The organism is Nostoc sp., assembly GCF_036916985.1.
In the GTDB taxonomy this organism is placed as follows: domain Bacteria; phylum Cyanobacteriota; class Cyanobacteriia; order Cyanobacteriales; family Nostocaceae; genus Nostoc.
In genome coordinates this window covers 193,933-208,612 of record NZ_JBALFD010000022.1, presented here as the reverse complement: position 1 = coordinate 208,612, position 14,680 = coordinate 193,933, and the positions used below count along the sequence as shown (strand labels likewise).

General features: G+C 43.5%; 13 protein-coding genes. 6 read left to right on the top strand and 7 right to left on the bottom strand.

Features of this window, described 5'->3' with window-relative positions; genetic code table 11:
- Positions 1-6 precede the first annotated feature (6 nt).
- Positions 7-2,364: a ribonuclease R family protein gene (locus tag V7L07_RS09175; protein WP_335057038.1), complete on the bottom strand. Its 2,358-nt coding sequence runs from the start codon at positions 2,362-2,364 to the stop codon at positions 7-9.
- Between the two features lie 1,109 nt (positions 2,365-3,473).
- Here V7L07_RS09175 and V7L07_RS09170 point away from each other — a divergent pair.
- Together V7L07_RS09170 and V7L07_RS33435 are read left to right on the top strand one after the other, a co-directional pair.
- Positions 3,474-4,364: a hypothetical protein gene (locus V7L07_RS09170; protein WP_335057036.1), complete on the top strand. Its 891-nt coding sequence runs from the start codon at positions 3,474-3,476 to the stop codon at positions 4,362-4,364.
- Between the two features lie 59 nt (positions 4,365-4,423).
- The gene (locus tag V7L07_RS33435; RefSeq protein ID WP_442936030.1) at positions 4,424-5,065 is read left to right on the top strand and encodes a hypothetical protein; all 642 of its coding nucleotides are present in this window, start codon (positions 4,424-4,426) and stop codon (positions 5,063-5,065) included.
- Between the two features lie 159 nt (positions 5,066-5,224).
- Here V7L07_RS33435 and clpP read toward each other — a convergent pair whose 3' ends face one another.
- Positions 5,225-5,836, bottom strand: a complete 612-nt coding sequence (gene clpP, locus V7L07_RS09160) for an ATP-dependent Clp endopeptidase proteolytic subunit ClpP (protein ID WP_012412443.1) — start codon at positions 5,834-5,836, stop codon at positions 5,225-5,227.
- A gap of 523 nt (positions 5,837-6,359) precedes the next feature.
- On the opposite strand from clpP, the gene V7L07_RS09155 reads away from it, so the two are divergent.
- Both V7L07_RS09155 and V7L07_RS09150 read left to right on the top strand, forming a co-directional pair.
- Positions 6,360-6,515, top strand: coding sequence for a hypothetical protein (locus V7L07_RS09155; protein ID WP_334779059.1), 156 nt, complete (start codon positions 6,360-6,362; stop codon positions 6,513-6,515).
- Positions 6,516-6,767: 252 nt separating this feature from the next.
- On the top strand, positions 6,768-8,876 hold the full coding sequence (locus V7L07_RS09150) for a thioredoxin domain-containing protein (protein ID WP_335057033.1): 2,109 nt from the start codon (positions 6,768-6,770) through the stop codon (positions 8,874-8,876).
- Between the two features lie 102 nt (positions 8,877-8,978).
- Here the strand turns inward: V7L07_RS09150 and V7L07_RS09145 are convergent, their stop codons facing one another.
- Positions 8,979-9,401: a type II toxin-antitoxin system VapC family toxin gene (locus V7L07_RS09145; protein ID WP_335057031.1), complete on the bottom strand. Its 423-nt coding sequence runs from the start codon at positions 9,399-9,401 to the stop codon at positions 8,979-8,981.
- On the bottom strand, positions 9,398-9,622 hold the full coding sequence (locus V7L07_RS09140; protein ID WP_335056698.1) for a hypothetical protein: 225 nt from the start codon (positions 9,620-9,622) through the stop codon (positions 9,398-9,400). Before V7L07_RS09140 ends, V7L07_RS09145 begins: the two co-directional genes overlap by 4 nt.
- 93 nt (positions 9,623-9,715) lie before the next feature.
- Between V7L07_RS09140 and V7L07_RS09135 the strand changes: the two genes are divergently transcribed.
- Positions 9,716-10,318 carry a molybdenum cofactor guanylyltransferase gene (locus V7L07_RS09135; protein WP_335057029.1) on the top strand — a complete coding sequence of 201 codons (603 nt, stop codon included), beginning with the start codon at positions 9,716-9,718 and terminating at the stop codon, positions 10,316-10,318.
- A gap of 69 nt (positions 10,319-10,387) precedes the next feature.
- Complete coding sequence (locus tag V7L07_RS09130) at positions 10,388-10,897, top strand: chloramphenicol phosphotransferase CPT family protein (RefSeq protein WP_335057027.1); 510 nt, start codon at positions 10,388-10,390, stop codon at positions 10,895-10,897.
- A 98-nt stretch (positions 10,898-10,995) separates the two neighbouring features.
- Here V7L07_RS09130 and V7L07_RS09125 read toward each other — a convergent pair whose 3' ends face one another.
- The 3 genes from V7L07_RS09125 to V7L07_RS09115 form a co-directional block, all read right to left on the bottom strand.
- Positions 10,996-12,507, bottom strand: coding sequence for a family 10 glycosylhydrolase (locus V7L07_RS09125; protein WP_335057025.1), 1,512 nt, complete (start codon positions 12,505-12,507; stop codon positions 10,996-10,998).
- Between the two features lie 496 nt (positions 12,508-13,003).
- Entirely contained in the window at positions 13,004-13,408 is a 405-nt protein-coding gene (gene psb27, locus V7L07_RS09120) for a photosystem II protein Psb27 (RefSeq protein WP_179065027.1), read from the bottom strand.
- Between the two features lie 250 nt (positions 13,409-13,658).
- The gene (locus V7L07_RS09115; protein WP_335057023.1) at positions 13,659-14,339 is read right to left on the bottom strand and encodes a phosphatase PAP2 family protein; all 681 of its coding nucleotides are present in this window, start codon (positions 14,337-14,339) and stop codon (positions 13,659-13,661) included.
- Positions 14,340-14,680: the final 341 nt, after the last annotated feature.

The window sequence follows — 14,680 nt, the reverse complement described above, 5'->3', positions numbered from 1 at the left end:
TTAATTTTACTCATCATCAGAGTAAGGGTCTAGGTCATCAGGCTCAATGTCATTTGGTAAGTAGAGGTCTGAAAGCTCGTCATTGGAATCATTGGCAGTTAGATTTTTGGCTACACCATCGCTGCCGACTGTTACCAAATCAATTTGCTGACGGTAGTAATCGACACTTTTAACTTGGACGGCGACGCGATCGCCTAATCGATAAGAAGCGCGATTTTTGCGACCAAACAGTGCTTGTTGTCTGGCGCGATATTCATACCAATCATCTTTGAGGGAACTGACGTGTACCAATCCTTCTACCCGCAAAGGCACACCCGGATTACTGCTGGATTCGACCTCGGCGGCTGGTACTTCAATTTCCACAAAGAAACCGTAGGATTGCACCCCGGTAATTACGCCTTGAAATACCTGACCGATGCGTTGCTTCATCAGTTGGGCTTTTTGCAGTCCAGCTAAATCAGCTTCAGCTTCTTGGACTTCCTTTTCGCGGTCGTTGATTTGGACAATTACCCTAGTTAAATCGCTTTGCAGTTCTTGTTGCAACTCTGGGGGTAAAACGTTCCAGTTAATTTCCTCGTGGCTGGAAGAGTGGCGGAGGTTAACGCGTTCTCTCACACGGGTATTGCGGCGATCGCGCCCGTTTTCGAGTAGGGTGTAATACACTCTCTGCATCAGCAAATCTGGGTAACGCCGCAAGGGAGCGCTAAAGTGGACATATTGCGGTAGTGCCAGACCAAAGTGAGATCCTTTGGTGGTGCTGTATGCAGACGGCTTCAGGGTATCTTGTAATAAGTAAGTAAGAACTTGCTCAGAGGGAGATTCGGCAAAAGCTGTGGTCAAATGTTGATAATCTAAGGGTTGGATATCGACTTCTGGATCTAGTGTGAGGTCAACGCCTAAATTGACTGCCAATTTCAGCATTTCTTGGACATCTTCAACATCGGGTGTACCTTGAACTCGCCAGATAGCGGGAACCCCAAGGGCATTTAAGTGAGTTGCGAATAGTTGGTTAACTAACAGTACCAACTCCGTGAGTAGCGATCGCACTGGTAAATCATTCACCACCACAGCGCCTAAAATTCCCTCATCATAATAGGCGTTTTGGCTAGGCGGCAGATTCAACTGGAGACTACCACGAGTTAACCGCACTTGTTTCACGGCTGTTTGCAAGGCTTGGAGGTCTTGCAAGATTTGGGAAACCTGGGGAGATTTATCTTGAGATTCACCTGTAAGAATTGCTTGAGCTTGTTCAGTACTTAGTGCAGTCTCTACATTGATGACACTGGGTTGAATTTCCCACTCCAACACTTCTCCCGATTTGGGATCAATGGTAATTAAAAAAGAGATGGTTAAGCGATCGCTCCCAGGTACTAGAGAACAGCGTTCTGCCACCGTTGGGGGCAAGATTGGCAAAACCAATTCTCCCAAATAAACTGATTTACCGCGTTTGAGTGCTTCTCGATCTAGGGGTTCATCAGGTTGGACATAGTGAGAAACATCAGTGATATGAACGCCTAAAAGCCAATTTCCGGCTAAGTTTTTTTCTAAACTAAAAGCGTTTTCGATAAATTTGGTGTCGCCGCCATTTACCCCTTCAATGGTGAGAGTAAACAAATTACGTAAATCTAGCCGATTTTTCAGGTCTGCTTTCAGCAGCTTTTTGGGCAACCTGGCGGCTGCTTCAACGACATTATCTGGAAAAGTCCGGGAAAGGTCGTGTTTGCACGTAACTAAATCTATATCAGCAGCAGCTTCGGCATCGCTACCGAGGATTTGCACGACTCGACCGAGGGGAGGATATTGTGCCAACGGATAACGCAAAACTTCCACATGAACCAGGTGATCGATCGCTTCTTCTAACTTTGCCTCGTTAGGTTGAATCTTGAGTTCAAATAGCAATCGATCGTCTAAAGGCACTGCCCGGAAACCAGTTTCCACCTGCTTAATTCGTGCCAGTAACGTGTGGTTGGAACGTTCGAGAATCAGCTTTACTTCCCCTTCAGGAGAGCGACGGCGACTGCCTTCTTTGAGAACTCTCACCAAAACGCGATCGCCATTCCAAGCATTACTCAGATGACTTTCGCGGATGTAAATATCCTCAGCACCTTCCACATCTTGAATAGCAAAGCAAAAGCCCTTACTAGAACAACGGAGTTTTGCCTCGATTACGCCGTCTTCTGAGACACGGCGGTACTTGCCCCGTTCCTTAACTAAAATACCGATTTTTTCGAGAACATCTAAGGCAATGTGAAGTTTTTGTAAACTTTTTTCATCTTCACAGCCAAGCTTCTTTTCTAAAACCTTCCGAGCTACCAATTTATCATCGGTGAAATTGGCAAGGAGTGTAGCGATTGAAAATTCCATGCAGTGAACCGACCTTTGGTCAAAACATCATTTGTTGTTTAATCTGGTTCTTTCCTGTATACCCTCACGGCTTACAGAAACAAGTTGGAAACTAATTGCCCTGAAGCAAGACTTCCTAAGTTCTAAGGAAAGGAAGCCTGACCCAGCAAAAGCGGGAAAATACTCCCACAGTTCCGAGCAAAGGAAGCCGACCCACGGACAACTCTGGGTGTCTACGAACTTCTCACTGCAAGATGCTCTCAGAATTTCCCTGCATTCAAGTCCCTTCACTTAAACCAAACTTAAGATTGCACGCCTGATTAGAATTTAGCCCCGCTAGGTTACGCGACGGGTTTTTGAGAAGCTGGGTTTAGAGAATCCATACTGCCCAAAAGCGCTATGCAGGTGAGCCACTGCGGTTTTCTCCCTTTGGGAGAAGGGGAGACGCTAAAAGCGATAGCGAGTCTGCGAGCGTCTGGGGTCTCCCCCTCCGGGTTCGGTAATCCCTCTTTGTTGGGACAACAAGACCGGGCTACCTCACCAAGTGGATCAATTGGCGTGGAAACTACAAGTGTTTGATTGTCTAGAGTGAAGGTAATTTTACGCCATTAGACTCTGATGTTTAACTAGGAGGAACTGCCGGTGAACCCAATTTTCCCACATGTAGAATCGGTAACAATTAGGTGAGCAGCTTAATAAGCAGCGAGGGTGAACCTTATCTCCATTATTGTAGATTTAGAGCGCACTTCCAGAAAATAGTTCTAGATATCGAGTTGGGTAATTAGTATAGCATTGCAAGCAAGACTACCCAGACAAGTTAGCACTAGCCAAAAGTTTCGTCAAAAAACACCTACTGCTACAATTAGGACACAAGGCAAAGCAAGAAGAGCAACGCGAAAAAGTGAGATCATCGTGAAAAGAGCAGGGAAGGCAGAGGGAGCAGGGGAAGCAGGGGGAGTGAAGAGAAAATTTTAGTATTTTTTACGACTGGAATACTCCTAAATACACTTATTTCTTTCTCTCCCCCTGCTTCCCCTGCCTCCCAACCTCACAAAATCACATTGCTCCCTTGGAAAACCCCTAGTCCCTAGTCCCTAGTCCCCATTCCCCTTTAGATTGGTAGCAGTATTATGTTGGCTCAATTCCAGAGCTTGTATCCCCAGGGCAGTTTGATTTCTGAATTAGTGCAAATTTTTCAAGGAAAATATATTGTTCGGGCAAGCGTGCAAATTGAAGGCGTAACCCGTGCTACGGGTATGGCAGCAGCCGAAACAGTAGAAGCAGCAGAAGACCAAGCCAGAACCAGGGCGTTGATAGTTTTGGGTATTACAAATGCGCCACAGGAATCAGTGGCATTTACCTCAAATCCAGTTTCCCCACCAGCGCAGCCAAACCCTTCTTTGAATACCAAAGTAGGATTAAATGAGCTTGCTGCCTATTCCTCCGTAAAGGATGAGGAGTTTGTTAGTAATCAGTGGTCAGCAGTCAGCGACAAAGAAATATCTACACCGCCCTCGAAAGCACTGAATATCAAACCAGAAGTAGTAACAAGCAGTAACGAACAGTATGGGTACAGCAATGCTGCGCCCATAAGTGACGATACCTATAGCCAGGATTTAAGTCAAAACTTTCCTGTGACTGGCAATCGGGAGCTAGAATTTGATCCTCCAATTGAAAGCTTGGAAATAACCTTTGATAACCAGTTAGAAAATCAAACCTTTCCAGCCATTTCTGCCAATAATGTCACACCATTTACACCCCGGAGTTACAGCCCTCAAGAAAATGTCGCCACCCCTTCAGGGAAAGGAAAGAGAAACAAGAAAGCTGAACCTGTGGATTTATCGGATGTAATTGCGAAAACAGATGTCGAACTTCAGCGTTTAGGCTGGACACCAGAACAGGGACGGGAGCATCTGATTGAAACCTACGGTAAGCGCGGGCGTACTTTGCTCACTGAAGAAGAATTACACGGATTCCTCAAATATTTACAATCTCAGCCAGACCCAATAGCGGGGTTTTGATTAGTCATTAGTCATTAGTAAGGACTAATGACGTAGGCTCTTGAAACAGTAACGAAGCTATGGAACTTGTGAATTTTACTGAAGTAATTTTTCAAACAGATGTTGAAATGCAGCGATTAGGCTGGACAACAGACCAAGGACGGGAGCATCTGATTGAAACCTACGGTAAGCGATCGCGTTTTTTGCTAACCGATGAGCAATTGCATGAATTCCTGCAATACCTTGTATCTCAACCGACACCAACATTACACGAAGTTCTGATTGCCAAAACTAATTTTGAAATCAAACGGTTATGGTGGACAGAAGAGGAGGTATGGGAACATCTCAAAAAAACTTATGGGAAGCGATCGCGTACTTTACTGACAGAAGTAGAATTACTAGACTTCTTCCAATACCTTGTATCTCTACCTACAATAGAATCCTCCACGGATTTTGACGCGGAATATGAAGAGTTCCAGGATTTCTCTACATACTCAGAAGAATCAGACAAGGTAATTACTAGAATATCTTCTGAGGATTTATCTCAGATATTGGATAAAACAGATTGTGAAATGCAGCGTTTAGGGTGGACAACAGAACAGGGACCGGAGCATCTGATTAAAACTTATGAGAAGCGATCGCGTTTTTTGCTGACCGATGAGGAATTGCATGAATTTCTCCAATATCTCCAATCTCAGCCAGACCCAAGAGCAGGATTTTGATTTCCAACTTTTAAATCAAGTTTTGAACATCTAAATCGAGTTTTGAACTTCTAAATCAGGTTTTTAAATCAAATAACCCCTCTTCAGTTATGAAAAGGGGTTATTTTTAGGGTTTAAGAAAATTAAAAGTGGTAAACCACCATTTACCAATCGTAACTATTAATTAACAGCAGCAACGGCTGGACGGCTACCGGCGGCGTGACGGTCAATAACTTGGTCAATCAAACCGTATTCCCTAGCTTCCTCTGGCGACATGAAAAAGTCACGTTCAGTATCTTCAGCAATCCGCTCAATTGGTTGACCTGTATGGTCAGCTAAATAGTCGTTTAGCCGCTTCTTGTGGTACAAAATTTCCCGCGCCTGAATTTCAATATCAGTCGCCTGTCCTTGAGCGCCGCCTAGAGGTTGATGAATCATAATCCGAGAATGGGGTAGACTCATCCGCTTACCCTTAGCACCCGCGCTGAGGAGAAAAGCGCCCATACTCGCCGCCAATCCGGTACAAATTGTACAGACATCAGGGCGAATATGTTTCATAGTGTCAAAAATGCCCATACCAGCCGTCACCGAACCACCGGGAGAATTGATATACATATATATGTCTTTCTCCGGGTCTTCAGCATCCAAATACAGCAGTTGGGCAACAATCAAGTTAGCAATGTTGTTATCAACTTGTTGTCCCAAAAAGATGATGCGCTCACGTAACAGCCGTGAGTAGATGTCAAAGGCGCGTTCACCTCGACCCGATTGTTCAATAACGATAGGAATCATGGAAGCGTGTTTGTGGCTACTTTAAATACATTTTATCGGTGACAGCACGAAACTGGGGTTTATCTCTACTATTCCCAGGTAGATAAAAGTAAATCTTTCCCATTCTGTCTTATCCAACAAAGGAGTAAAATCACATTTTGCAATAGATTCAACCTTTAAGGGCACTTTTTAGCAGTAAAAGCTGTCTAAGAGAATATCCCGATTTAAAAAGGGACTGGGGATTAGGGACTGGGAAAACTTGTAAGGTGATTCAGACCCCAAACAAGTTTTGTTCGCGTAGCGTCTCCTAGAGAAGAAAACTCTTCCTAGTCCCCAGTCCCCAGTCCCCAGTCCCGAAGCGCCATTCCTACCCGACTTGCTTAGGGAATTATGTTAATTTTCGGTAACATTTTAAACATTTTTTTAGGATTTCCCTCGGCAATTATCAAGTTATTTTTGTTAGATTCGGTAAGTCGATAGTACGAGGTGTATTTAGAATAACTAGTCCTAATTAAAATGCTATCCACTCAGAGAGAGACGTGCCATGCTGGAAAAACTTATACAAGCCGCCATCATCACCTTCTTGCTCCATCTGATAGTAGGACTTAGCCCAAATACTTTAATTCAGACAAAGACAGCATCACCTATGCAAGAAACGCCACCAAATATTGTTAGCTTGCTGTTGCGATCTTTTCAATAAGAATGTTTCATAAGTTGCCCAGGTGTAAGTAAGTCGGCGTAAATAAACCCAGTTATATAAATGATTATTGCCTTGTAGTCAGCGCTGGCTGACTACAAACCTGTAATTTTTTACATAAACTTACTTAGGCGATATCAAAACCAGTGCTACCTTCTAACTCAGGGGTTTCTTGCTTATGTACATAGCCGTCTAGGCTAACACTCTTGGGAACAGGGTAGACTGAGCAAAGAAGGCAACTATTTGCGTTTGATCATGACTAATCGCCTTGCTGAAGCTAAGAGCCTCTATCTCCGTAAACACGCCGAAAACCCCATTGATTGGTGGCCTTGGTGTGACGAAGCACTTGCAACTGCAAGGGCGCAAAATAAACCGATTTTTCTCTCCATTGGCTATTCTAGTTGCCACTGGTGTACTGTCATGGAAGGCGAGGCTTTTTCTGATATTGCGATCGCTGACTACATGAATGCCAATTATCTTCCCATCAAAGTAGACAGGGAAGAAAGACCTGACCTCGATAGCATCTATATGCAGGCTTTGCAAATGATGAGCGGTCAAGGTGGTTGGCCTTTAAATATTTTTCTTTCTCCAGAAGATTTAGTGCCGTTTTACGCTGGTACTTATTTCCCTGTAGACCCACGCTATGGTCGTCCGGGATTTTTGCAGGTGTTGCAAGCGCTTCGCCGTTATTACGATACAGAAAAAGCAGATTTACAGCAACGCAAAGCCTTGATTGTTGAGTCTCTGCTCACGTCTGCGGTGTTGCAAGACGGTACAACAGATGAGCTTGAAGACCATGAATTACTCCGTCAAGGTTGGGAAACCAGTACAGGCATAATTACTCCTAGTCAATCTGGCAATAGCTTTCCGATGATTCCCTACACAGAATTAGCACTGCGGGGAACTCGATTTAATTTTGAATCTCGCTATGATGGCAAGCAAGTTTGTACCCAGCGAGGACTAGACTTAGCGCTGGGTGGTATTTATGACCATGTAGGCGGTGGTTTTCATCGCTATACTGTTGACCCAACTTGGACAGTACCGCATTTTGAAAAGATGCTCTACGACAATGGACAGATTGTCGAGTATCTGGCTTCTTTGTGGAGTGCCGGAGTACAAGAACCAGCCTTTGAAAGGGCGATCGCTGGTACTGTACAATGGCTAAAGCGGGAAATGACTGCGCCTGAAGGTTACTTCTATGCTTCTCAAGATGCCGATAGCTTCACCCAAACCACGGCAGTAGAACCAGAAGAAGGAGCTTTTTATGTTTGGAGTTACAGCGAATTACAACAACTGTTAACACCTGAAGAATTAACGGAATTACAACAGCAATTTACTGTTACCCCTAACGGCAACTTTGAAGGACGTAATGTTTTGCAAAGAAGGAATTCTGGCAAACTAAGCGCAACGCTAGAAACTTTGCTGAGTAAGCTGTTTATTGTTCGCTATGGCGTTAGTTCTGAGTCGCTAGAAACTTTCCCCCCGGCTCGTAACAACCAGGAAGCAAAAACCACTAATTGGCTAGGTCGCATTCCTTCGGTGACGGATACGAAGATGATTGTCGCCTGGAATAGCTTGATGATTTCTGGACTGGCTAGGGCTAGTGGGGTTTTTCAACAACCGTTATATTTGGAATTAGCAGCACGAGCGGCGAATTTTATCTTGGAAAATCAGTTTGTAGATGGGCGTTTTCAGCGACTCAACTATCAAGGAGAACCAAGTGTTTTAGCTCAGTCAGAAGATTACGCTTTGTTTATTAAAGCTCTGCTAGATTTACACCAAGCTTCTTTGGCAAAAAATGAAAATCAATCTTCACAAACTCAGCACTCACCACTCAGCACTCACCACTCTCTTTGGTTAGAAAAAGCGATCGCTATCCAAGATCAATTCAACGAATTTCTCTGGAGTGTAGAATTAGGTGGTTATAGTAACACATCACGCGACTTTAGTCAAGATTTAATTGTCAGAGAACGTAGTTACGCAGATAATGCGACACCATCAGCCAATGGAATTGCGATCGCTAACCTTGTCCGTCTCACCCTACTCACCGATAATCTGGATTATTTAGATTTAGCGGAACTTGGTTTAAAAGCTTTTAAGAGCGTAATGCATCGCGCTCCCCAAGCTTGCCCCAGCTTGTTTACAGCTTTGGATTGGTATCGTAATTCTACCTTGATTCGCAGTACAACTGAGCAAATAAACTCGCTGATCCCCAAGTTTCTGTCGGTGGCTGTGTTTGCCATCACATCTGATTTACCAGAGGGAAGCGTTGGATTAGTTTGCCAAGGTTTGAAGTGCCTTGCACCAGCAGAAAGTGTAGAGCATTTATGGCAGCAAGTACAGGAAAGTCAGGTGAGGGCGTGAAATAGTTTTATTTCTCCCAACTAGAATTTTACCAGCAGGTCATTCAGTCGCGATCGTAACTTTCTGCGCGGTTGTTCATTTGATCCCGTATAGTGATGATGCCTAAACAGACCAAGGATTAACCATTACAAGCCCTATCCCAGCAAAATCTTTTTCGTTACGGGTGACAAGTGATAAAGAGTTATGAATTGCGATTGCTGCAATCAGAGAATCCATGAGAGGTAGAGATCGCCCATTCTGTTCTAGTTGTCCAACTAAATTTCCCCACAACACCATTGTTGAGACATCTATAGTTAAGATTCTTTGTTGAAAGCGATTGGGTAGAGTTTCATTCAGCCAAATTGTTAGAGATTCTTTGCGCTTAGGTGCAGTAATTTTGCTGATGCCTTTAGCGATTTCGCCAATTGTAATGACGCTGAGGTAAAGTGTTTCTGGCACTTGGGCATCTAGCCAATCTAAAACTTGTTGATGTGGTTGTTTGGCAACAAGTTCGGAAATCACGCAAGTATCAAGGAGGTAGGTCATGGGGTGAAGGCATCGCGGGGAAGAGTGCGATCTCGACTAAGGTCAAGTTCTTCGGTGAGTTCAGCCAGGGGGGATTGACGGAAAAACTCTGAGAGTTTGCTTGGTTGATCTGGGTGGATGTTGTTGTGTGTGGTCAGGCTTTGGGCAAGGAGTTGGATGATGTACAGTTTATCGTTGGGGGAAAGCTGAAGCAGTTGTTGTTCGAGTTCTTGGATAGCCATGATGGGGTTTAAGTAGAAGATAAATTTATTCTACTTTCAGCGTCAGGGGTTAATTTAGTTTGACTGCTTTTCTACCCTCTATTTTTTTTGCGAATGACTATTAACTCATCTAGCAAATTAACCGCCATTGTATTAGCCGGCGGGAAGAGTTCTCGCATGGGTCAAGATAAAGCCTTGATTCCCATTCAAGGAGTGCCGTTGTTACAGCGAGTTTGTGCGATCGCCAAAGGTTGTGCAGATACTATTTATATAGTCACTCCCTGGCCAGAACGCTATCAAGATTTGCTTTTGCCTGGTTGTCAGTTTATCCGAGAAGTGCCTATGTTTAGAGAATCTCTAGCCCAGGGGCCAATAGTAGGATTTGCTCAAGGATTAGCGCAAGTCCAAACAGAATGGGTGCTGTTGCTAGCTTGCGATTTACCGAGATTGCGGGTTGATGTGTTGCAAGAATGGGTAACTAGACTTGATGATGTAGGAGATAATGCGATCGCAGCTTTAGCTCATCATCCCAAAGGTTGGGAACCCCTGTGTGGTTTTTATCGCCGCCACTGTTTGCCACAACTTTTAGAGTTTATCAACCAAGGGGGGCGATCGTTTCAACAGTGGTTGCGGCAATATCCGGTAGAAGTTTTGCCTTTAGCAGAAGCCGAAATGCTGTTTAACTGTAATACACCAGAGGACTTGGCTTTAAGTTAAGTTTGCGAATGGGATTGAATCGTGAACTGGAACTGCTAGCTTAATATATCAAGAACGCGAGGAGTGATCATGGGGCAGGCACAGGAACTAGGACAGATTATCATCCTGAATGGTGTCCCGCGATCGGGTAAATCAAGCATTGTCGCAGTTATCCAGGAGACATTTGATGGTCTATGGATGAACTTGGGTGTTGATAGGTTTATGCAAATGACTCCCGCACGATACCTGCCTGGGATCGGTCTGCGGCCAGGGGGAGAACGCCAGGACATTGAACCGGTGGTTCCCATTCTGTACAGCGCTATGTATGAGTCCATCGCCGCCCATAGCCGTTTGGGTCTGAATGTCGTGGTTGATGTCGGACACCATGATGGCTACGCAATGGAGCGGGGTATTCTGGCTGATAGTGCCCGACGTTTGAACGGATTGCCGGTTTTGTTTGTAGGTGTTCGCTGTCCCATCGAGATTATTATGGAACGACGACAAAAAACGGGGTGGAACGTGGGAAGTACAGGCGACTCCCCGATACCACATCCGGTTCAGTTATGGCAACGTGAAGTCCACATCCCTGGCATTCTATGACCTGGAAGTTGATACCTCGTTGTTAAGCCCAGGTGCGTGTGCCGAGGTGATCCGCCAGCACCTCGCAGATAATCCAGCACCGTCGGCATTCCAACGACTCACGGCACACTATACTTAACTCGGCAGAATTTGCGATCGCTATCACTCTCAGGATATTGCCAAGAATAAGCAAAATGGCTCACTCCCTTGAGTTGGGGGGCAAACTGTCGGAGTGCCTGCATTTGTACTTCTAGGGATGGACGATTGCTTACAGATTCTCCCCATTTACCAGCTAAAGCCGGGATAATCTGTGTACCTGGTTTTGCCATACTCAAAACCCGCTGCACTTGCGACACAATACAACTAACATCACCGCAATTTCCATAAGCCATTGGATGCCACTCTAATGTAGTGGGGAACCGATCCCAAGGTTGCAAGCGGGAATCATACCCTTGTCCTACAGTTTGATTGCCGTCTGGGAAAAACACCACTCCTGTGGAAATACCTTGTTGCTTTGCTGGGTAACTAGCAATGGTGACAAAATCTAGAATTCCTTGCATGGCGTGGGCAACGGCAAGCTGCCACAACTCCCATTGTAAAAGCGGCTGTCTATCGGTTGCAGGCAGGATTGATTTTTCTGCTGGTGGGAGAGGGCGTCCTTGCCAAAGGGGTTCTCCTTCCTGGGGATAAAGTTTATCGATTTCCGCTATATCTCCACCAGTGACAAATCCCTTGCTCAAAAAGCGGCGAATTAAGTCCAATCCTTTGTAATTTTGTGCCCGTTTAAATAAAGCTTCTTGGGTTGCGGGAGTAAATAGCCATAAATCTGAAACTTTAGTGGCGATGGAATCACTTCCAGCTTGTCGGGGATAACGCACGTAGTCTAATAACAAGCCATCTGGACGACGACGCAAAATTTCTTGTACCAATTGATAGTAGTCGCGTTTTGCTTGCAGGTTGTAGGGATCGATAAATACTTGAGAGCCGTTATCTACGACATATAAACTCGTTTGACCTTTGCCATTACGAGCGATCGCACTTTCTCTATCTGGACGCTGGGCGTAAGTATAGCCGAAATTTGTGGTAAACATCCAGGCGTAGACCTTCAAACCACGTTGCCTACCTTTTTTAATTGCTGTGGCGAGTATATCAGTGTTTTCTGCCCCAGGGGTGCGAATCACGGCAGGCCAAACTGTCGGATTAGTTCTTGCTGGTAATAATACCTGTCCGTCGTAAAAGACTTCTAAATAAACTTGATTATAGCCACGATTAACAATCCGATCCATAATCTGATCGATTGTTCCTGGCTGAATGTCACAAGGATACAAGCGCAACCAAATAGCTTGAACTTGCGGCCAAGTCCGAGTCCGGCACTCCTGTAATTCCTGTGCCTGCTCTTTTAGCATATTTTGGTAGCGCGTTTGAGCATTTTCATTGCCTTTAAGGGCTGACAAACGTAAGCTTTCTTTTTCTTGCGCCACCGCTGATGATAACTGACAATACTGACTCACTTGCGCCCTTGCTGGTTCGCTCTCAAAGTTGGGGAGTAACGAACTACTAGTGAAAACAACAGCGAATAAGCGCCGCCAAAATAATGTTGATCTTATAAAGTTCAAGGGACGGTTAGACATACCTACCAGTAGATGAACAAATTCAAACTTCAAATCAATCCCAAATCAGAAAACTATTGAAAATGTGTATATAATTACACACTTAACTCGCAAGGGTTCTGAAACCTATTTTTTTAAGACTCCCAAGAACATATTTCTGTTGCCGTATTCTTTTATAAACACATAAACGTATAAATGGCGGTATAGAATACCTGAATACAAGGCAAGTTTAGTCTATTATTAGGTAGATTCTGCTTCTACTTAGTTAGTGAAAATCTAAAAAAAATAGTAATATTTTTTACATAAATACAGTATTTCATTAATTCGCAGTGAATTAAATCTGGCAATATACTTTGATACCAATCCATTGGCTTATATTAACGTGCGCCTCCAACAGAGACTCACGTTAATATAGTTAAAAATTTAAAGCTCAGGTTTATATAAATTCGACAAAATAGCCAAGAGTCAAAATTTTTGACTCCTGACTATTGATGATGGAATAAGCAATAGTTAATAGCTAACCACCACGTTTCAGCGCCGTCTCTACCTGCTGTAACTCCTTCTCTAGACGATTTTTGAGTTTTTCGGGTACAGGACGATTTGGGTAAGAACTGTAGTGTCCAGCTAGGGAATTGAGGGCTGTTCGTATGGTTGTAAAGGAACCAAGACCAGAAACAGAGTTGACCCGCTGGTAGCGAGCGGAAAAGTCATTAATTTTTTGACGCGCTTCTGCTTGAACTGCTGCTTTATCTGGCGAATCTTGTGAAAGATCCAAAGCTTGTCTCATAATATTCACCACAGCCAAGGTGTCTTGACGATAATCCCCAGTCAAACTATCTGGACTACCAGAACAACCCATTAAGCCGATAGATACAACCAAAACCAGCGCAAGCAAACGCGACCAATAGCGTTTCATATGCATTAAGTAAAAGAATACGTAAATCAACGTCCATCCTATCTTGGATTGGTAACTTGGGGATCAATTCAGTGAGGAGTGGGGAATATGGGACTAAGCAGAGGGCTGTTTTATTGCATAAAAAGCGCTCATTTACAAGCATCTTGGGCAAAAAAGTCAAATTATTAAAAAATCTAATTGGACAATTATCATCGCGCTGTCTTCTTTGCGAACTTATGGAATTAGAAGTTGATCGGATTTAATTAAGTAACTTTTTCTACCTCAATCTTTGCAATTTAAGTATCGTAATACATATCATCAGCCATAAAAAACCGACTCCATAACCTGCAATTATGTCTGTGGGCCAATGAACTCCTAAATATAAGCGGCTGATACCAATAGCAGCAATTAGAATAACTGTCAAACTATAAATAACTTTGGCAAAATGAGGATAGTGATTTGCCAATTCGTGAGCAATAAAACCATAAAGTACCATAGAACCTAGTGCATGACCGCTAGGAAAACTAAAGGATTTTTCAGAAATCAACTGATGCCATAGTTCTGGGCGATGTTTAGAAAAAAACAACTTTAGCCCTGTATTTAAAATTAACCCTCCCAAACAGGCAAGTACAAAAACTTTCGCTTCTTCTTGGTAACGTCGCCACCAAAGTAACAAGACATTAATGCTTGCAATTATAACCACTGTACTAGGATTGCCAAGATTTGTAATAAACAGCATTAAATTATCTAAATTTGGATTGGCGAATTGATGTAGCCATAACAGAAAATTAGTATCAAATGCAAACGCTTCTCGCTCCAAAACCTCTTCAGCCAGTTTTGCTAAAACAAAAAGGATGAGCAGACAACTAGCAAGTCCAACAATACCAATTGTGGCAATTAAGGGAGCCAAACGAGGATGTATATGACGCAACCATAAGTTAGAAATTTGTCGGAGCATACTTAAATTTCATTACCTTTAAATTATTAGAGCTTGCTAACACTGAGCAAGGATTATCTTACCTACAAGGTTAAGATTAAATTTTTTATCACATATTCTTAATTTGAGCTTAATCTGATTTTATTAATGTTCATATTAATAATAAAAATATGTGATGCCAATCAAGCTTACTCCAATACGGTTTGGTTAAGATTTTTTGAGAAAATTATAGATTATAAAGACGCGATAAATCGCCGTCTCTACAAAAGACTGATTATTGCAAGGATGGCGATTCATCGTGTCTCTTGTCTTAACCGAAAAGTATTGAGGGACTTCCAGAAAATAAATTATCCCATTTTCAT